Origin of the sequence: Streptomyces sp. SID8352 (genome assembly GCF_009862265.1) — a bacterium.
Classification (GTDB): domain Bacteria; phylum Actinomycetota; class Actinomycetes; order Streptomycetales; family Streptomycetaceae; genus Streptomyces.
Genome location: NZ_WWGX01000043.1, coordinates 284,768 through 304,100, shown reverse-complemented (window position 1 = coordinate 304,100; position 19,333 = coordinate 284,768). Strand labels below are relative to the sequence as shown.

The following is a 19,333-nucleotide window of genomic DNA, read 5'->3' as shown; positions in this document are numbered from 1 at the left end:
GGGTGCCGGAAGGGACCGGCCGGGCGAACGGCGGGGTGAGCGCGGAGCGGAACGAGGGGGCGAGCGGCGCGCAGGGACCACGGCCTCGGGCCGGGGCCTCGGCGATTCGCGGCCACGCCGGGAGCCTGCGGAGGGCTCGCGGCGACGGTCAGGGGCCGGCGGGGGCTCGCGGTCACAGGCCGGGGGCTGTCGGGGGCTCGCCGCCGCGGACCCGGGCAAGGCGGTGCTCGCGGTCATGGGCCGGAGCCGGAGTGGCTCGGAGCGGGCGACCGTGGCCGGAGTCCCGCCTCCCACCGGTGCCGGGACGCCCTACGGCGCCATGCTGCCCGTCCGCACGAGGAGGGGCAGGACGTGGTCCGTGAGGGCGGGTGAGAGCCGGAGTCCGCTCTCTCGGCCGGTGATCCACTTGATGTCGGCGATCTCGGCCGCGGGCCGGGGCGTCCGGTCGATGTCCGCCGCGAAGAGCGTCAGCCGCATGGGCACCCGTTCCAGTACGGCGACGGAGTCGATCCGGGCGAGCAGCCGGGGCCGGAGCGGCTCGACGCCCAGTTCCTCGTCCAGTTCGCGGGCCAGCGTCGCGGAGGGCTCCTCACCCGCCTCGGGTTTGCCGCCGGGGAGGTAGAAGACGTCGGGTGCGGCGCGCTTGCTCACGACCAGCAGCCGGCCGTCCTGGACGACGGCCGCCGCCACGACCGACAGCGCCGCAGCCCGCCGGGACACCTGGGCGACTGACGCACCGTGTTCCTGTGTCATGCGGACCATCCTCCCAGGGCGTCGTCAACGCCGTGCCGCGCCCCCTGGAGGGGCGACCGCCCCGGTCCCCGGCGCACCGGCTCGCACCGGGTTGACGGTGCCCCGCGCGCGGGAGGGTCTGCTTTCCGGCGCGAGGAGGCGCATGGGTGGCGCGGGGCGCATGGGTCGCAGGGGGACGCCTTCCGTCGACGACGGCCCCGGCGGGCGGAGGCGTCGGTGGGCCGGAGGCGTCGGCGGACGCCGGGGAGGTGGTCCATGGTGAGCCGGTCCGGTCGCTCACGGATCATTGCCCGCGGGCGTCCCCGGGAAGGGACAGGATGTCCCGTACGGGTGGTGTCCGGCGCGGCCGGCCCGGACACCCGGGGGGACGGCGGGCAGGAACGGTGCGGGAGTCCCGGAGGACCGCCCCCCGGAGAAGGAGGAGGAGACCGATGTCGGCAGCCGAGGGTCCGCTCGTCGTCGGAGTGGACTCGTCCACCCAGTCCACCAAGGCGCTGGTCGTCGACGCGGCCACCGGGCGGACCGTCGCCGAGGGCCGCGCGGCGCACACCGTCACCTCGGGGGCCGCGCGCGAGAGCGATCCGCGCCAGTGGTGGGAAGCCCTGTGCGAGGCGCTGGCCCGGTGCGGTGACGCCGCGCGGGAGGCCGCCGCCGTGTCGGTCGCCGGTCAGCAGCACGGTCTGGTCACCCTGGACGCCCGCGGCGAGCCGGTGCGTCCGGCCCTGCTGTGGAACGACGTGCGCTCGGCCCCGCAGGCCCGGCGTCTGGTGGCGGAGCTGGGCGGCCCAGCCGCGTGGGCCGAGCGCACGGGCAGTGTGCCCGGCGCGTCCTTCACGGTCTCCAAGTGGGCCTGGCTGGCCGAGCAGGAGCCCGGGGCCGTCCTCGCCACCAGGGCCGTCCGCCTCCCCCACGACTACCTCACCGAGCGGCTCACCGGACAGGGCACCACCGACCGCGGCGACGCCTCGGGCACCGGCTGGTGGGCGTCCGCCACGGAGACGTACGACGACACCGTCCTCGCGCGGGTGGGGCTCGATCCGGCGCTGCTGCCCCGGGTGGTGCGGCCCGGTGAGGTGGCGGGCACCGTGCGCGGCGGCCACGGCCTGCCCTTCTCCCCGGGCACCCTGGTCGCCGCCGGGACCGGGGACAACGCGGCCGCCGCCCTGGGCCTCGGGCTGCGCCCCGGCGTTCCCGTGCTCAGCCTCGGTACCTCGGGCACGGTGTACGCGGTCTCCCGGCGGCGCCCCGCCGACCCGACCGGCACCATTGCGGGCTTCGCCGACGCCTCCGGCGACTGGCTGCCGCTGGCCTGCACGCTCAACTGCACCCTCGCCGTCGACCGCGTGGCCGCCCTGCTGGGCCTGGACCGCGAGGCGGTCGAGCCCGGTGCGGAGATCACCTTCCTGCCCTACCTGGACGGCGAACGCACCCCCGACCTGCCCCTGGCGACCGGTCTGCTGCACGGGCTGCGCCACGACACGACCGGCGGCCAACTGCTCCAGGCCGCCTACGACGGGGCCGTGCACACGCTGCTGGGAGCACTCGACCGCGTCCTGGACGCCGACGCGGACCCGGCCGCGCCCCTGCTCCTGATCGGCGGCGGAGCACGCGGAACGGCGTGGCAACGGACCGTGCGGCGGCTGTCGGGGCGCCCCGTGCGCGTCCCGGCGGCTCGGGAACTCGTCGCGCTCGGCGCTGCGGCGCAGGCCGCGGGGCTGCTGACCGGCGAGGACCCCGCCGCGGTCGCGCGGCGCTGGAACACGGCGGCCGGGCCGATGCTGGAGCCGGTGGAGCGGGACGAGGAGACGCTGGCGAGGATCTCCGGGGTGCTCTCCGACGCGACGCCGCTCCTGGAGCGGGGCCCCGGCCGCTGACGGCGCCCCCATGGGGTTCCGGTACGGGGGCGGCCTCCCCGAAATCGGCGGTCCGGCAGGTTCCTGGGTGTTCCCGGTGCGCCCGACCGGCCCCCCGGCCGTATCGGCTCGTGCACGCATTGTGCCCGCCGGGTGCGCGAAGGCGGCGGACGGCCGTCCCCGCGGCGGTCGGTCCCCCGAGCGGTGCGCCGACCGCGGACGGTGCCGCACGCGGCCGGACCGGACCGGCCGGGACCGCGTGGTCGCGATGGCCGACCGCGCCGACCGTGCCGACGGCGGCGACGGCGACGGCGGCGAGGCGAGGCGAGGCGAGGCGAGGCGAGGCGAGGCGAGGCGAGGCGACGTACGGAAGCACATCCCGCGCGACATGGGCACGGCCCCGGTCCCGCCGACCCTCCGGGCCCCGAGGGCGTGGTGCAGCGCGGCAGCGCGGCAGCGCGGCAGCGCGGCAGCAGAGGGTCGCGCTCCGGCCGCCGACACCGCGGGACGGACCGGACCGGCGGACGGTGGTCCCCGACCACGGGCCGGTGATCCCGGACCGGAGGACGGTGATCCCGGACCGCCCTGTGACGGACCGGCCCGGAGGGTGGCGGGCCGGGCCCGTCGGGTACCTGTGTCGACTCCGGGCCCGGGGAGCGCCGCCCGGTGCCGCCCATGGGTCGCGCGAGGCGCTACCGGACGGTCCGGCGGAACCGTGGAGCGGGTCCGAGCCGTCCCCTTCCCCTTCCGCACACCGGGCAACTCACTCGATCGAGTGAGCGAGTTCTCCACAATGCCGCGGTCATCCACGGAACCGCGCCCGGCGCTTCTGCTCAAGTGCCCATCGCCGTAACGTGATTCACGCGAACCCGGCGCCGACGGCCCACTGAGCCAACCGCGTACCCGTTCGCAACCAAGCCGCCGCGCCGCCGTTGGCCAACGTGCGCGACGCGGCAGCGGAGCTCCGCGGCCGAGCACGCCATCATCCCCCCACCACGACGAAAGGCAGCGCTCATGCGACGGACACAGGAGAGGGCCGACGGACACGGACCGGGACAGGAGCCTGAACCGGAGCGCCCCGCGGTGGCCCTGAACAGGCGTCGACTCCTCCAGGGGGCCGCCCTCGCGACCGTCCCCTCCGCGATGCTCACCGGCCGGACGGCCTCCGCGCGGCCCCGGCGCGAGGAGACCGAGGCCGCGGGCCACCCCTCGGTGGACTGGCAGCCGGCGAGCACGTCCAACTACACGGCGTCCGACCGTCCCACCGTCTATCCCATCGACCACGTGGTCATCCACATCACCCAGGAGACCTACGCGGACACCCTGTCCATCTTCCGCGACCCCGCCCGGCAGGTCTCCGCGCACTACGTCGTCAGATCGTCCGACGGTCACATCGCGCAGTGCGTCCGTGAGGGGGACATCGCCTGGCACGCGGGGAACTGGAGCTACAACACGCGCAGCATCGGCATCGAGCACGAGGGGTGGGTGGACCGGCCGGAGTACTTCAGCAACGCCCTGTACGAGCAGTCGGCCCTGCTGACGGCGGCGATCTGCACCGAGTACGGCATCCCCCGGGACCGGGCGCACATCATCGGCCATCACGAGGTGCCGGGCAGCGACCACACGGACCCCGGCCCGTTGTGGGACTGGGTCCGCTACATCAGACTCGTCAACTTCGCCTGATCCGGGAGGAGCGGGAACCCGTCACGCCCGGGTGAAGGGCTGTCGAAGTGGTTGTCGGCGGATGGCGTCCGCGTGACGATGTCACCGTCGCACCACCGTCCGGGGAGGCCGAGTTGACGGATTCGTGGCTGGCTCTGGCGCCGGGCGCCGACCCGGTGGAGCACACGCGGACACTGCGGCGTGCGCACGAGGTGTTCATGACGGCCGGCACGGTCCCGCGGCCCGTTCGGCGGATGGTCGCCGAGTCCTGGCGGCGGTCCGTCCGGGCGGGCGTCGGACCGGACGGCACCGCCAGCGTGGAGCTGACCGACGGCGACCTCGGCGCCTACCGGGCCGAGCACCCCCTGGCGGGGGCGATGCCGCTGATCCGCGAACTGCTCGGCACCTTCGCGGTGACCGGGGAGCACCTGCTCGCGGTGTGCGACGCGCACGGCAGGTTGCTGTGGGTGGAGGGCCATCCGGCCGCCCGGCGCGAGGCGGAGCGGATGAACTTCGTGCCCGGCGCCCGGTGGTCGGAGTCCGCGGTCGGGACGAACGCGCCGGGCACGGCGGTGGCCGTCAGCCGCCCCGTGCAGGTCTTCACCGCGGAGCACTTCATCCGCCGCGTCCAGCCGTGGACCTGTGTGGCCGCCCCGGTGCACGACCCGCGCACCGGACGGGTGCTCGGCGCGGTGGACATCACCGGCGGGGACGGGCTGGCGCATCCTCACAGCCTCGGGTTCGTCCAGGCGGTCGCCCGCGCGGCCGAGTCGCAGCTGGCGCTGCCGGTGCCCGGCCGGCCGGCCGCCGGGGCCCTGCGGCTGGCCGCGCTGGGACGGGGGAACGCGCTGTTCGGCCTGGACGGCGGCGGCGTCCGGCTCAGTCGTCGGCACAGCGAGATCGTGACCCTGCTCGCCCTGCACCCGGAGGGGCTCAGCGGTGACGCGCTGCTGTGCGCGCTGTACGAGGACGAGTCGGTCACCCCGGTGACGCTGCGCGCCGAACTGGCCCGGCTGCGCGGTGTCCTGGAGCCCGGTCTGCTGCGCTCCCGGCCGTACCGGCTGGCCGTGCCGGTGGAGTCGGACGCGGCGCTGGTGGAGCGGCGGCTGCGGTCCGGTGCGGTGACGGCGGCGGTGCGGGCGTACGCCGGACCGCTGCTGCCGGGCTCCCGGGCCCCGGCGGTGGTCCGGTGGCGCCGCCGGCTCGACGACGGGCTGCGCGCGGCGCTGACCGCCTCGCGCGACCCCGACCTGCTCGGGGACTGGGCACACGCGCCGTGGGGAGAGGACGACCTCGGTGTGTGGCGGGCCCTGGCGGAGGTACGGCCCACCCCGGCGGTCCGGTCCCGGCTCGCCGCGCTGGAGGCCGAGCTGTCGGCGCCGGGCGGGTGACGTCCCCGCAGGCGACGGCACCTCCGCCGGTGCCGCCCGGTCCCGGGCACCGCCCCACTCCCGGGCGCGGCCGTCACCCGGACCGCCGGCCGGTACGCCGGCGGGGGCCACCCGGCGGAGGGCCGCCGCGGGCCGGTACGCCGGCGAGCCGCGCCTCGACGCAGGCGAGGCTGCCTGTCCGGCCGTGCCGACCCGGCGCACCGCTCGGGCCGCCACCCACGGACACGTCACTCGCGCCGATCCAGCCACTACCGCCGTGGACACAGGAAACGCCGGGGCGCCGGGGCGCCGTGCACACACCGCTCCAGCCGCTCCGACGGTCTGCGCCGCGTCCTCCCCACCGTGGGCGCAACCCGGCCGCAACGTCCCGCTCCCTAGCCTCGCGGCAGGCTGCCCGACGGCGGGCAGCGCTCGACAGGGAGGCAGACCAGGATGACCCGTTACGCGGCACCCGGCACCGAGGGCGCGATCGTCTCCTACCAGCCGCGCTACGACCACTACATCGGCGGTGAGTACGTGCCGCCGGCGCGCGGGCAGTACTTCGAGAACCCGTCGCCGGTGAACGGGCAGCCGTTCACCGAGGTGGCGCGCGGCACGGCGGAGGACGTGGAGCGGGCGCTGGACGCGGCGCACGAGGCCGCCCCGGCCTGGGGCCGCACCGCGGCGGCCGAGCGTTCCGCCGTGCTGCTGCGGATCGCCGACCGCATGGAGGCCAACCTGGAGAAGCTGGCGGTCGCGGAGACCTGGGAGAACGGCAAGCCGGTCCGGGAGACGCTGGCCGCCGACATCCCGCTCGCCATCGACCACTTCCGCTACTTCGCGGGGGCGCTCCGGGGCCAGGAGGGCTCGCTCAGCCAGCTCGACGACGACACGGTGGCGTACCACTTCCACGAGCCACTGGGGGTGGTCGCGCAGATCATCCCGTGGAACTTCCCCATCCTGATGGCCACCTGGAAGCTGGCCCCCGCCCTCGCGGCGGGCAACGCGGTGGTGCTCAAGCCCGCCGAGCAGACACCGGTGTCGATCCACTACTGGCTGAGCCTGGTGGCCGACCTGCTGCCGCCGGGGGTCCTGAACATCGTCAACGGCTTCGGCACGGAGGCGGGCAAGCCGCTGGCGTCGAGCCCGCGGGTGGCGAAGGTGGCGTTCACCGGCGAGACCACCACCGGGCGGCTGATCATGCAGTACGCCTCGGAGAACATCAAGCCGGTCACGCTGGAGCTGGGCGGCAAGTCGCCGAACATCTTCTTCGACGACGTCTGGGCGCACGACGACGACTTCCGCGACAAGGCCCTCGAGGGCTTCACCATGTTCGCGCTCAACCAGGGCGAGGTCTGCACCTGCCCGTCGCGGGCGCTGATCCAGCGCGGCCACTACGCGGAGTTCCTCGAAGCGGCCGTCGCCCGTACGGAGGCCATCGTCCCCGGCCACCCGCTGGACACCGGGACGATGATCGGGGCGCAGTCCTCCAACGACCAGCTGGAGAAGATCCTGTCCTACCTGGACATCGGCCGGCAGGAGGGGGCGAAGGTCCTGACGGGCGGACAGCGCGTGGAGCACGACGGGGAGCTGAAGGGCGGTTACTACGTCCAGCCGACCATCTTCGAGGGCGACAACCGCATGCGGATCTTCCAGGAGGAGATCTTCGGCCCGGTGGTGTCGGTCACGGCCTTCGACGGCCTCGACGACGCGCTCAAGATCGCCAACGACACCCTGTACGGCCTGGGCGCCGGAGTCTGGACCCGCGACCTCAACACCGCGTACCGGGCGGGCCGGGCGATCCAGGCCGGGCGAGTCTGGACGAACTGCTATCACGCCTATCCGGCGCACAGTGCTTTCGGAGGCTACAAGCAGTCGGGCATCGGCCGGGAGACCCACAAGATGATGCTGGAGCACTACCAGCAGACGAAGAACATCCTCCAGAGCTACTCCCCCAAGAAGCTCGGCTTCTTCTAGCGGGCCCCTTTCCCGGGCCGTGTATCCGGCCCCGGCCCGGGGGCGCCCCGGGGTGCCCGCCCGGGTGGAGGGGCCGCGGGCGGGTGCCCCGGGGCCGGACGAGGGGCGGGGGCCCGTGCCCCGGTCCCGCCCGTCGTCCGGTCTCGGGGGCACCGCCCCTCCCCTGCCCGGCCGAGGGACGGGGCCGTGGCACCCCCGCGGCGGGTACGCCGGAGGCGCCGCGCGGGCGGCGGCGGAGCGCCGGTGCCCCGGCACCCCTCCCGGAGAGCCGGCCGCATCCGGCTCCCGGCCGACGCGGGCCGAGGCACTTCGGGGCCGCACGCCGTCAGCGGTGACGGTCCTCAGCGGGTGTCGCCGAGGGAGACCAGCAGCGTGCGCAGGAGCCGGTTGAGGCTCTCGGCGTCGTCGGCGGTGAGGTCGGCGAGGATGTCGCGCTGGTTGCGCACATGGCCCCGGACGGTGGCGTCGACGAGTTCCCGGCCCCCGTCGGTCAGGGCGATGTGCAGGCTGCGCCGGTCCCCGGGGACCGGTGTGCGGACGACCAGGTCACGGGCGACGAGCCGGTCCACGCGGTTGGTCAGCGCCGCCGAGCCGATCATGACGCTCGCGGCCAGCTCCTTGGCGGTGAGCGGGCGGGCACTGCGGCGGAGCGTGGCGAGCACGTCGAACTCCCACGTCTCCATGCCGTACTGGGCGAAGTACTCCTTCAGACGCCCGTTCACCAGGCGGGACAGGCGCAGGATGCGGCCGACGGTTCCCATGGCGTCCAGGTCCAGGTCCTCGCGTTGGGCCGTCCATTGGTCGAGGAAGTCGTCCACGGAATCGCGCATGGGAGTTGCCCCGCCTTCATGGTCGCTTCATCTGAGTTAATTCGATCCCGAACTATTTGACGCAAGACTAGAGCATGTCTTACTGTTTCGACGTCAGATAGTTCGACGTCGAGAAACTGGGGGGGTCATGGAGCTGTCCGCACCGGACCACGCCGCCGTGTCCCGGGTCATCCGCTCGCGGCGCAGCGTCCGCCACTACCGGCCGGATCCCGTTCCCGCCGAGTTGCTGCGGGAACTGGTCGACCTCGCCCTGGAAGCGCCGTCGAGCTTCAACCTGCAGTCCCGGTCCGTCGTGACCGTGACCGGCGAAGCGGGCCTCAGGGCCCTCACCGAGGCCACCGGCGGACAGGCGCATCCCCGGGAGGCGCCCGTGATGCTGGTGTTCGTCGCGGAGTCCGGCGCCTGGCGCGAGGACCGGGGCGACATCTGGGAGCGGGCCCGGCACAGCGGCGCCTGGTCCCCGCAGTTCGCCGACGCCACACCCGGGGACGTGCGCGCCTTCTACGAGGACCTGCGCGACCGCGGCCTGGAGCGCGAGTACGCCGTCAAGGACGCCATGATCGCCGCGTCCTTCCTCCTGATCGCCGCACACGCCGCCGGGCTGGCCACCAGCCCCATGAACGGCTGGAACGAGGCGGAGGTCAAGAAGGCCATCGGCATCGCCGACCGCGACGACCTGCACATCGCGCTGCTCGCCCCGCTCGGCTATCCGGCCGAGGACCGCCTGCACCCCGGTCGCCGGGAGCGCGGCATGACGGTCTTCCAGGAGACCTACGGCCGGTAGGGACCACAGGGGCACACACTCGCCATCGCACCGAACCGCTCAGAGGGGGGTGGTCCTCGTGACCATTGTCAACAAGCTCGTCCAGGTCGCCGGCATCATCGATGCCGCCGAGGCCGACATGATCATCGACGCGGGAGCGGACTGGATCGGTTTCGCCCTGCGGCTTCCGTCCGGCAAGGACGACATCGCCGAGCAGGACGCGGCGGCGATCATCAAAAACCTCCGGGCCCCGCACGCCGGTGTGCTCATCAGCTACCTCACCGAGGCCGACGAGATCAGCCGGTTCTGTCAGGAACTCGGCGTGGTGGCGGTGCAGTTGCACGGAGACGTGGAGACCGGCCAGCTCCGCCGGCTCAAGGAGCTGCGTCCGGACCTGTTCGTGCTGAAGTCCCTCGTCGTCAAGCAGGACAACGTCGACGAACTGCTGAAGCTGGTCGACGACACCCACCCCTTCGTCGACATGTACATAACGGACACGTTCGACCCGAGGACCGGCGCCAAGGGCGCCACCGGTCTGACCCACGACTGGAACGTCTCGGCGGAGCTGGTCCGCCGCTCGCCCAAGCCGCTGATGATGGCCGGCGGCCTCAACCCGGAGAACGTCGGCGACGCGATCCGCGCGGTGAAGCCCGCCGCGGTCGACGCCCACACCGGCCTGGAGGGCCCCGACGGCCGCAAGGACCGCGCCAAGGTCACCAAGTTCATCGCCGAGGCCCGCGCCGCCTTCGACGCGATCGGCTGACCCGGCCCGCCCCTTTCGAGTTCACGGATCACGGCCGCACGACGGGGCGGTGTCCGGTCCGCACCCCGGCCCGGACACCGCCCCGGTGCCCTTGTCCTCCCGGCCTACCGCCGGCAGTCGACCTCAAGGAGCCCCACGTGACCACGGATCACCATGTCCACCTGCTTCCGCAGACCGACCAGCTCCGCGCCATCCACACGATCATCCGGGACCGCGACTGCACCCGCGAGGACTTCGTGTTCTACGCGCGGCGAGTCATCCGCCTCCTCCTCGAACACGGCCTCGACCTGCTGCCGTTCACGAAGAAGGACATCACCACGCCGGTCGGCGCCACGTACCACGGACTCGACTTCGCCACGAAGATCTGCGCCGTCCCCGTGATCCGGGCCGGCGAGTCCATGGAGGGCGAGCTGCGCGACCTCCACCCGGGCATCCGGGTCGGCAAGATCCTCATCCAGCGCGACAAGGGGACCAAGCTGCCGCACCTGTACTACAAGCACCTGCCCGACGACATCGCCGACCGGCACGTGCTGCTCCTCGAGCCCATGCTGGCCACCGCGGGGTCCGCGCTCGCCGCCATCGACGTCCTGCTGGACGCGGGTGTGAGCGAGGACCGCATCGTGTTGGTCAATTTCCTGTCCTCCCCCGAAGGGCTGCGTCGTGTCGCTACCGAGCGGCCCCACGTGAAGATCGTCACCAGTGCGGTCGAGGACCGGCTCAACGAGCACGCGTTCATGATCCCCGGCATCGGCGACTTCGGCGACCGGTTCTTCGGAACCACCGACTCCGGAGCCAAGAAGTGAACAGTCAACGCCTCGCGGTCACCTCCGCGGTCACCGCCATCGCCCCCGCAGTCTGGGGCTCCACCTACCTCATCACCACCGAGTTCCTGCCGCCCGACCGGCCGTTGCTCGCCTCCACCCTGCGGGCGCTGCCGGCCGGGCTGATCCTGCTGCTGATCACCCGCACCCTGCCCAGGGGCATCTGGTGGTGGCGCGCCGCCGTGCTCGGCGTGCTGAACATCGGGGCGTTCTTCTACTTCCTCTTCCTCGCGGCCTACCACCTGCCCGGCGGGGTCGCCGCCCTGGTGATGACCGTCCAGCCGATGATCGTGCTCCTGCTCAGCTCGGCGCTGCTCAAGGACCGCGTCCGGCCCGTCCACGTCGCCTCCTGCCTGCTCGCGGCGGCGGGGGTGGCCCTGCTGGTGCTCCAGCCCCACGCGGGCCTGGACGGCGTCGGCATCATGGCCGGCCTGCTCGGCGCCCTGTCCATGGCCTCCGGCATCGTCCTCACCAAGAAGTGGGGCCGGCCCGACGGCACCAGTCTGCTGACGTTCACCGGCTGGCAGTTGACCGTGGGCGGCCTGGTCCTGCTGCCCGTCACCCTGGCCGGCGAGGACCTGCCGGACCACCTCACCTGGGGCAACATCGGCGGCTTCGCCTACCTCAGCGTCATCGGCGCCCTGATCGCCTATGTGCTCTGGTTCCGCGGCCTGTCCCAACTTCCCGCGCTCGCCGCCTCGTTCCTCTCCTTCGCCTCACCCCTGTGTGCGACGGTCCTGGGATTCCTCTTCCTGGACCAGACCCTGGGCCCGCTGCAACTGGTCGGCGCGGTCGCCGTGGTCGGAGCCGTCGTACTCGCCCAGCCTCGCACCGGAAGACCCACTCACACACCGTCGCGGCCGGCCCGGAGCACCACCCGGGCCTGACGCGACCCACCTGTTCGGGGGAGTCCAGCAATGAGCACCCACGCACCGATATCCAGAGTCTTCTCCCACCGCACGTCGCTGCGCGGCCTGCTGAGCCAGCAGGCCCGCCTGCGGGGCGACGCCGTCGCGGTCACCGCGGACGGCGGCGACCTCACCTTCGCGGACCTCAAGTCCGCCGCCGACCGGCTCGGCGCCCACCTGGCGGAACTCGGCGCGGCACCCGACACCTGTGTCGGCCTCTTCGCCGAACCGTCCGCCGACCTCGTGACCGGCGTCTGGGGCATCCTCACCTCCGGGGCCGCCTATCTGCCGCTCTCGCCCGACTATCCGGAGGCCCGGCTCCGGTACATGGTCGAGAACGCCGGCGTCCGCCTCGTCGTCACCCAGCCCCATCTGCGCGAGCGGCTCGGCCGTCTGGTCCCCGAGGGCACGTTCGTGGTCACCGCCGCCGACGCCCCGGTGCCCGAGGGCCCCCGCCCCCTCCCCGAACCCCGGGGCGACCACCTCACATACGTCATCTACACCTCCGGCTCCACCGGCAGGCCCAAGGGGGTGATGATCGAACAGTGCGGTGTGGTCTCGCAGTTGCGCTGGCTGGCCACCTGCGGACACCTCGGCCCGGACGTGTCCGTCCTGCAGAAGACCCCGATGAGCTTCGACGCCGCCCAGTGGGAGATCCTCGCCTGCGCGGTCGGCGCCCGGGTCGTCATGGGCACCCCGGGGATCTTCCGGGACCCCCAGGGCATCATCGGCATGATCCGGGAGCACCGGGTGACCACCCTCCAGGGCGTGCCGACCCTGCTGCAGGCCCTCGTCGACACCGAGGAACTGGGCAACTGCTCCTCCCTGACCCGGGTGTTCTCCGGGGGCGAGGCCCTCACCCGCACGCTCGCCCAGGACCTGTTACGCGCGTTGCCCGGCGTGGGACTGGTCAACCTCTACGGCCCGACCGAGACGACCATCAACGCCACCTCGTACTGGGCCGACGAGAAGACGCTCGCGGAGTGCTCCCACGGGATGGTGCCCGTCGGGGTGCCGGCCGACAACGTCACCTGCTACATCCTCGACGAGGACCGCCGTCCGGTCGGCATCGGGGAGAGCGGCGAGCTGTTCATCGGCGGGATCCAGGTGGCCCGCGGCTACATCGGCCTACCCGTGATGACCCGGGAGCGCTTCCTCGTCTCCCCGTTCAACCCCACCGAGCGCCTCTACCGCACCGGTGACCTGGCCCAGTGGAACCCGGACGGCACCATCCAGTTCACCGGCCGCGCCGACAACCAGGTGAAGCTGCGCGGCTACCGGGTCGAACTCGAGGAGGTCGCCTCCCGGGTCGAGGAGCACCTGTGGGTGCGCAGGGCCGCGGCGGTCGTCACCGACGACGCCCGCACCGGGGGCAAGTCCCTCGTCGCCGCCGTCGAACTCAACGAGCGCACGGCCGCGGTGATGGACCAGGGGCGCAGCGACGCCGCCCACCACCAGTCGAAGACCTCCAAGCTCCAGGTCAGGGCCCAGCTCTCCAACCCGGGTCTGCGCGAGGAGTCGCGGCTGGAGGGCCGCCCCGCCGTCCGGCTGCCCGGCCGGGAGGGCACCGAGGAGCAGCGAAGAATCGCCTTCGCCCGCAAGACCTACCGGCTCTACCGCGGCGGCGCCCTCACCGCCGACGACGTGGCCGCACTGCTCGCCCCGCGTCCTGCCGAGGCATCCGCCCCCCGCGCGGCGAGCGACCTCACGCTCGGCGAACTCGGCGCCGTCCTGCGCTGGTTCGGCCCCTTCCGCAGTGACGAACGGCTGCTGCCCAAATACGCCTACGCCTCGCCCGGCGCCCTCTACGCCGCCCAGATGTACCTGGAGATCGACGGGATCTGCGGACTGTCGGGCGTCTACTACCACCACCCCCTCGAGCATACTCTCGTACGTGTCGCGGATCTCACCGATTCCGGCCGAACTCCCGGCCTGAAGGTGCACTTCCTCGGCAAGCGGCACGCCATCGAGCCCGTCTACAAGAACAACATCGTCGAGGTGCTGGAGTTCGAGGCGGGCCACATGCTCGGCCTGTTCGAGGAGGTGCTGCCCCGGTACGGGCTCTCCCTCGTCCCCGTCGGCTTCGACCCCTCGGTCACCGCCCGGCTGGACGTGGACGCCGAGGACCACTACCTGGGCACCTTCGCCCTCACCCCGTACCAGGGACCGCCGGACACCGGCGAGGTGGACCTCTTCGTGCAGACGCACGGCGACCGGGTGGCGGGGCTGCCGGCCGGCCTCTACCACCACAGGGACGGCGCACTGGAGCGGATCGGCGACCGGACGGTGGAGCGCCGCCACGTCATCGCCATCAACCAGGGCGTCTACGACCGCTCCTCCATCGGCGTCAGCGCGGTCTCCCGGGCCCGCGAGGAATGGCGGCACTACATCGTGCTCGGCACCCTGCTGCACCGTCTGCAGCGCGTCCCGGGCATGGGCTTCATGTCGTCCGGCTACTCCTCGAAGAGCGGGCACCCGCTGCCGTCCGCGCGGACCCTGGACGACCTGCTCGCCGCCGCCGGGGTGCCTCCCGCCCCCGCGTCGTACTTCTTCGTCGGCGGCCCCGTGACTCCGGAGCAGGTGGCCCACGAGGGCATGGACGAGGACGCCGTGCACACCCGGGGCCCGGCCGAGATGATCCGCGACGACCTCGCCCAGTTCCTGCCCGACTACATGATCCCGGCCCGTGTCGTGGTGCTGAACGAACTGCCCCTCACCGCCAGCGGGAAGATCGACGCCAAGGCCACCGCGCTGCTGCCGGAGGTGACCGCGGCCCGCACCTCGGCCCCCCATGTCGCCCCCTCGACGAAGACCGAACAGTGGCTGGCGGCCCAGTGGGGACGGATGCTGAAGTACGACGGGGTCTCCACCCAGGACGAGTTCTTCGCCTCGGGCGGCAACTCGCTGCACGCGGTGGCGCTGGTGAACCGGATCAACAAGGAGTTCTCCGCGCGCCTCCCGCTCCAGGTGCTGTTCGAGATACCCAGACTGGCCGACCTGGCCGCCCGCATCGACGACGGCGGACGGCGGCGCAGCTCCCGCCTGGTGCCGCTGCACCCCGGCGGCTACGGCGATCCGGTGTTCGCCTGGCCCGGCCTCGGCGGCTACCCCATGAACCTGCGTCTGCTCGCTCAGGGGGCCCGCCTCGACCGGCCGGTGACCGGCATCCAGGCGCACGGCATCAACGCGGGCGAGGAGCCCCACCCCACGATCCGCGAGACGGCGAGGGCCGACGTCGCCGAGATCCGCCGGGCCCAGCCCTCGGGGCCGTACACGCTCTGGGGCTACTCCTTCGGCGCGCGGGTGGCCTTCGAGGCGGCCTGGCAACTGGAGCAGCTCGGCGAGAAGGTCGAGAACCTGCTGCTGATCTGTCCCGGCAACCCGACGATCCCGGACCCCGAGGGCCGGGAGTGGGGCCGTGAGTCGTCCTTCGCCAACCCCGCCTACCTCACCGTCCTGTTCTCGGTGTTCGCGGGCACCGTCCAGGGCCCGGCCGTGCGGGACTGCCTGGAGCGCGTGACGGACGAGGACTCCTTCGTCGCCTTCGTCCACGAGCGGATGCCCTCGCTCGACGAGGGAACGATCCGCCGCATCACCCGGATCGTCGCCCGCACCTACGAGTTCGACTACAGCTTCCGCGAGCTGGAGGAGCGCACGGTCGACGCCCCGGTCACGATCTTCAAGGCGCGCGGCGACGACTACTCGTTCCTGGAGAACGCCTCCGGCTACTGCTCCTGTCCGCCGCGCGTCGTGCGGCTCAACGGCGACCACTACAGCGTGCTGAAGGAGCACGGGGTGAACGAACTCATCGCCCGTGTCCGCGAAGTGGCCGGCCGCCGGTAGGCGTCCGCCGGACCCGACCGGCCCCCAAGAACGCCCCACCCCGTGCGTCCCCCGCCGCGGGGTGGGGCTCCCCTCCGAACCGAAAGGACCTCCGCCGCCGTGCCGCACGTCAGCATCAAGCACTTCCCCCGCGCGTTCACCGAGGACGAGAAGGCCGATCTGGTGGCCGAACTGACACGGACGGTCACCCGGGTGTTCGGCGTCGAGCCCGGTTCCGTGTCGGTCGCCGTCGAGCCCGTGGCCCCGGCCGACTGGACGGCCGCGGTGCACGTCCCGGAGATCGAGGCCAAGGCCGGCCTGCTGTGGAAGCAGCCGCAGTACTCCCAGCCCATCCCCACCGAAGGAAGCCGATGAGCTCCGCGATACCCGTCGTCCACACCGAAGAGGTCCGCGAGGCCCTGCACGAGGGGCGGCCGGTCGTCGCCCTGGAGTCCAACGTCATCACGCACGGACTGAAGTACCCGCACAACGCGGAGACCGCCGTCCGGGTCGAGGCCGCCGTCCGCAAGGGCGGCTCCGTCCCCGCGACGATCTGCATCGAGGACGGCGCGATCCGGGTCGGCATGACCGACCGGGACATCGAGCGGTTCGCGTCCGGTTCGGGCATCCCGAAGGTGTCCAGCCGCGACCTGCCGGTGGTGCTGGCCCGCGGCGGGGCGGGCGCCACCACGGTCGCCTCCTCGCTGGTCGCCGCCGAGCTCGCGGGCATCCCGTTCTTCTCCTCGGCGGGCCTGGGCGGCGTCCACCGCGGCGCCGAGACGACGATGGACATCTCCTCGGACCTGGTCCAGCTCACCCGTTCCAGGGTCGCCGTCGTCTGCGCCGGGGCGAAGATGATCCTCGACCTGAAGCTGACCATGGAGTACCTGGAGACGCAGTGCGTCCCGGTGATCTCCCACGGATCGGACGACTTCCCCGCGTTCTACTGCGCCTCCAGCGGCTTCCGCGCCCCGCACCGGATCGACGACGAGGACCTCCTCGCCAGGGTCGTCGACACCCACTGGGCCGCGGGCCACCCGGGCGGCGTGGTCATCACGACCCCGCCGCGCGAGGAGGACGCCGTCGACTCCGCCGAGGCCGAGGCCGCCATCGCCGACGCGCTCGCCCGGGCCGAGCGGGACGGCGTCACCGGCCAGGGCCTCACCAAGTACCTGATGCACGCCGTCGACCGGGCGACCGGGGGGCGGACCGCACAGGCCAACATGGCCGTCCTCATCTCCACGGCGGAGGTCGGGGGCCGCCTGGCCGCCGCCTACGCCCGCCACCAGTCCGCCACCTCCTGAAACCAGTCAAGGAAGATCATGACCTCGCTCTTCGACTCCATCACCTTCGGCAAGATCGGGCTCGCCAACCGCCTCGTCATGGCGCCGATGACCCGCAACCGGGCCGAGCCCAGCGGCGCCGCCACGGAACTGATGGCCGAGTACTACGCCCAGCGCGCCTCCGCCGGCCTCATCATCACCGAGGGCACCCAGCCCTCGCCGCTCGGCCAGGGCTTCCTCAACACGCCGGGCCTGCACGACCCGGAGCACGTCCGGACGTGGCGCGCCGTCACCGACGCGGTCCACGCCCGCGGCGGCCGGATCGTCGTCCAGCTCATGCACTCCGGCCGTATCGGCCACCCCGCCCTCTACGCCGACGCCCACCAGCCGGTCGGCCCGTCGCCGGTCGCCGCCGCCGGGCAGAGCTTCACCCCGGAGGGCCCGCGGGACCACCCCGTCCCGCACGAGCTGACCGGGGACGAGATCGCCGCCACCGTGCGGGAGTTCGTCACCTCCGCCCGCTACGCCGTCGAGGCCGGCTTCGACGGCGTGCAGGTCCACGCGGGCAACGGCTTCCTGCTCCACCAGTTCCTGGCCGAGAACACCAACCGGCGCACCGACGCCTACGGCGGCTCGATCGCCCACCGCATCCGTCTCACCGTCGAGGTCACCGAGGCCGTCGCCGCCGCCATCGGCAACGAGCGCACCAGCGTGCGCATCTCGCCCGCCAACACGTACAACGACATCGCCGAGGGCGACACCGACGCCCTGTACCGGGCCCTCGTACCGGCGCTGCCGAACCTGGCGTTCCTGGAGGTGTGCGAGATGGTCACCCGGCCGGTGACCCTCATGATCCGCGAGCTGTGGAAGGGCAACCTGGTGCTCAACCCGCACGCCGCGCCGGACTCCTTCCCGTCCACCGCGCGGACCGCCCAGCAGGTCCTCGACGAGGGCCTGGCCGACGCCGTCTCCCTCGGGGCGCTCTTCCTCGCCAACCCCGACCTGCCCGCCCGGATCCGGGCGGGCGGTCCCTTCCGGGCCGCCGACGAGGCCACCTACTACGGCGGCGACCACCGCGGTTACACCGACTACCCGGCCCTGGCCCAGGAGGACGGGCGGTGACTCCGGCCGCCGAGCGCCGGCTCCCGGTCTTCGGCTGGGCGTGCCGCTGGCGATCGTCCACAAGAAACGGGACAAGGACGTCGCGCACCGGCTGAGCGTCCACGAGGTGGTCGGCGAGGTCGAGGGCCGGGTCTGCGTCCTGGTGGACGACACGGTGGACACCGCCGGCACGATCTGCGCGGCGGCGGACGTCCTCCAGGACGCCGGTGCCGAGGACGTCATCGTCGCCGCGACGCACGGCATCCTGTCCGGGGCGGCCCCGGACCGCCTCAAGAACAGCAGGGTCAGCAGGTTCGTCTTCACCGACACCCTGCCGACGGCCGCCGCGACCGGACTGGACAGGATCGAGGTCCTGTCCGTCGCGCCGCTGATCGCCCGCGCGATACGGGAGATCTTCGAGAACGGCTCGGTGACCAACCTCCTCCAGGACCTGTGGGGCACCCGTCCGACCGGGCCCGGGCGTCGGTGGCCGCGCGGCCACCGACGCCCGGGCCCGCCGCGTCGGCGGGCCGCACCGGCGCCGCCCGGCCGGCGTCGGCCGGCGCCGGTGGGGCGGCCGCCCGCGCGGGGCGGGGGCTCCCGGCCCGCGGATTACTGGACTACGGTCGCCTGCTGTGGAGAGAACCGGAGAGAACACGGCGAAACTGGCGGTGCTGATCGACGCCGACAACGCGCAGCCGTCGGCGCTGGAGGAACTGCTGGCGGAGGTCGCCAAGTACGGCACGGCCCATGTCAAGCGGGCCTACGGGGACTGGACCGGGACGCAGTTGAAGGGCTGGAAGGAGCACCTGCTCGCCCAGTCCATCCAGCCGATCCAGCAGTTCGCCTACACCACCGGGAAAAACGCGACCGACTCCGCCATGGTCATCGACGCCATGGACCTGCTGTACTCGGGGCGTTTCGACGGGTTCTGCGTCGTCTCCAGCGACAGCGACTTCACCCGCCTCGCGGCCCGCCTGCGCGAATCCGGGCTGACGGTGTACGGGTTCGGCGAGCGCAAGACGCCCAAGCCGTTCGTCGCGGCGTGCGACAAGTTCATCTACGTGGAGAACCTCAAGAGTTCCGACGCCCCGGCCGAGGCCAGGCCGGCCGCGCGGGCCACGGCGGCCCGGCTGAAGGGCGACACCGCGCTGGTCGGCCTGTTGCGGCACGCGGTGGAAGCGGCCTCCGACGACGACGGTTGGTCGCACCTCGCGCACGTGGGCCACATCATCACCAAGCAGCGCTCCGACTTCGACTCCCGCACCTACGGGTACGCGAAGCTCAGCGACCTCCTCGCCGCGACCTCCCTGTTCGAGCTGGACCGCCGTGCGGTCGGCGGGGGGAAGACGACGGTCATCTACGTGCGCGACAGGCGCCACGCCGGGAGCGGCCCCCGGCAGACGGCACCGGAGCCCTGACCGCCG

The 19,333-nt window shown here is 73.0% G+C and carries 15 protein-coding genes and 1 pseudogene; 14 read left to right on the top strand and 2 right to left on the bottom strand.

Annotation, left to right across the window (positions count from 1 at the left end; translation table 11 throughout):
* Nucleotides 1-309 precede the first annotated feature (309 nt).
* Complete coding sequence (locus tag GTY84_RS15685) at nt 310-753, bottom strand: NUDIX domain-containing protein (protein ID WP_161226874.1); 444 nt, start codon at nt 751-753, stop codon at nt 310-312.
* 431 nt (nt 754-1,184) lie between these two features.
* Between GTY84_RS15685 and xylB the strand changes: the two genes are divergently transcribed.
* From xylB to GTY84_RS15665, 4 genes are all read left to right on the top strand, one after another.
* A complete protein-coding gene (xylB, locus tag GTY84_RS15680; protein ID WP_161226873.1) occupies nt 1,185-2,627 on the top strand; it encodes a xylulokinase in 1,443 nt (480 codons plus the stop codon).
* A 1,122-nt stretch (nt 2,628-3,749) separates the two neighbouring features.
* Entirely contained in the window at nt 3,750-4,289 is a 540-nt protein-coding gene (locus tag GTY84_RS15675) for a peptidoglycan recognition family protein (RefSeq protein WP_237532308.1), read from the top strand.
* Nucleotides 4,290-4,402: 113 nt separating this feature from the next.
* On the top strand, nt 4,403-5,659 hold the full coding sequence (locus GTY84_RS15670; protein ID WP_161226871.1) for a GAF domain-containing protein: 1,257 nt from the start codon (nt 4,403-4,405) through the stop codon (nt 5,657-5,659).
* Between the two features lie 432 nt (nt 5,660-6,091).
* Nucleotides 6,092-7,615 (top strand): aldehyde dehydrogenase family protein, encoded by a 1,524-nt coding sequence (locus GTY84_RS15665; protein WP_161226870.1) that lies wholly within the window; start codon nt 6,092-6,094, stop codon nt 7,613-7,615.
* Nucleotides 7,616-7,956: 341 nt separating this feature from the next.
* Here GTY84_RS15665 and GTY84_RS15660 read toward each other — a convergent pair whose 3' ends face one another.
* Complete coding sequence (locus GTY84_RS15660) at nt 7,957-8,445, bottom strand: MarR family transcriptional regulator (protein WP_161226869.1); 489 nt, start codon at nt 8,443-8,445, stop codon at nt 7,957-7,959.
* A gap of 127 nt (nt 8,446-8,572) precedes the next feature.
* Between GTY84_RS15660 and GTY84_RS15655 the strand changes: the two genes are divergently transcribed.
* The 10 genes and pseudogenes from GTY84_RS15655 to GTY84_RS15610 all read left to right on the top strand — a co-directional run bounded on the left by GTY84_RS15655 (nt 8,573) and on the right by GTY84_RS15610 (nt 19,327).
* A complete protein-coding gene (locus GTY84_RS15655) occupies nt 8,573-9,229 on the top strand; it encodes a nitroreductase family protein (protein ID WP_161226868.1) in 657 nt (218 codons plus the stop codon).
* Between the two features lie 58 nt (nt 9,230-9,287).
* A complete protein-coding gene (locus GTY84_RS15650) occupies nt 9,288-9,971 on the top strand; it encodes a phosphoribosylanthranilate isomerase (protein WP_161226867.1) in 684 nt (227 codons plus the stop codon).
* A 137-nt stretch (nt 9,972-10,108) separates the two neighbouring features.
* Nucleotides 10,109-10,774 (top strand): uracil phosphoribosyltransferase, encoded by a 666-nt coding sequence (upp, locus tag GTY84_RS15645; RefSeq protein WP_161226866.1) that lies wholly within the window; start codon nt 10,109-10,111, stop codon nt 10,772-10,774.
* Nucleotides 10,771-11,679, top strand: coding sequence for an EamA family transporter (locus tag GTY84_RS15640; protein ID WP_161226865.1), 909 nt, complete (start codon nt 10,771-10,773; stop codon nt 11,677-11,679). Before upp ends, GTY84_RS15640 begins: the two co-directional genes overlap by 4 nt.
* A 30-nt stretch (nt 11,680-11,709) precedes the next feature.
* Nucleotides 11,710-15,543, top strand: coding sequence for an amino acid adenylation domain-containing protein (locus GTY84_RS15635; protein ID WP_161226864.1), 3,834 nt, complete (start codon nt 11,710-11,712; stop codon nt 15,541-15,543).
* A gap of 99 nt (nt 15,544-15,642) precedes the next feature.
* On the top strand, nt 15,643-15,897 hold the full coding sequence (locus GTY84_RS15630; RefSeq protein ID WP_161226863.1) for a tautomerase family protein: 255 nt from the start codon (nt 15,643-15,645) through the stop codon (nt 15,895-15,897).
* On the top strand, nt 15,894-16,826 hold the full coding sequence (locus GTY84_RS15625) for a pseudouridine-5'-phosphate glycosidase (RefSeq protein WP_161226862.1): 933 nt from the start codon (nt 15,894-15,896) through the stop codon (nt 16,824-16,826). Before GTY84_RS15630 ends, GTY84_RS15625 begins: the two co-directional genes overlap by 4 nt.
* An 18-nt stretch (nt 16,827-16,844) precedes the next feature.
* A complete protein-coding gene (locus tag GTY84_RS15620) occupies nt 16,845-17,927 on the top strand; it encodes an alkene reductase (RefSeq protein ID WP_161226861.1) in 1,083 nt (360 codons plus the stop codon).
* 31 nt (nt 17,928-17,958) lie between these two features.
* A pseudogene (gene prs / locus GTY84_RS15615) lies at nt 17,959-18,357 on the top strand (ribose-phosphate diphosphokinase); the annotation flags it as partial.
* A gap of 184 nt (nt 18,358-18,541) precedes the next feature.
* Nucleotides 18,542-19,327, top strand: a complete 786-nt coding sequence (locus tag GTY84_RS15610; protein WP_161226860.1) for an NYN domain-containing protein — start codon at nt 18,542-18,544, stop codon at nt 19,325-19,327.
* Nucleotides 19,328-19,333: the final 6 nt, after the last annotated feature.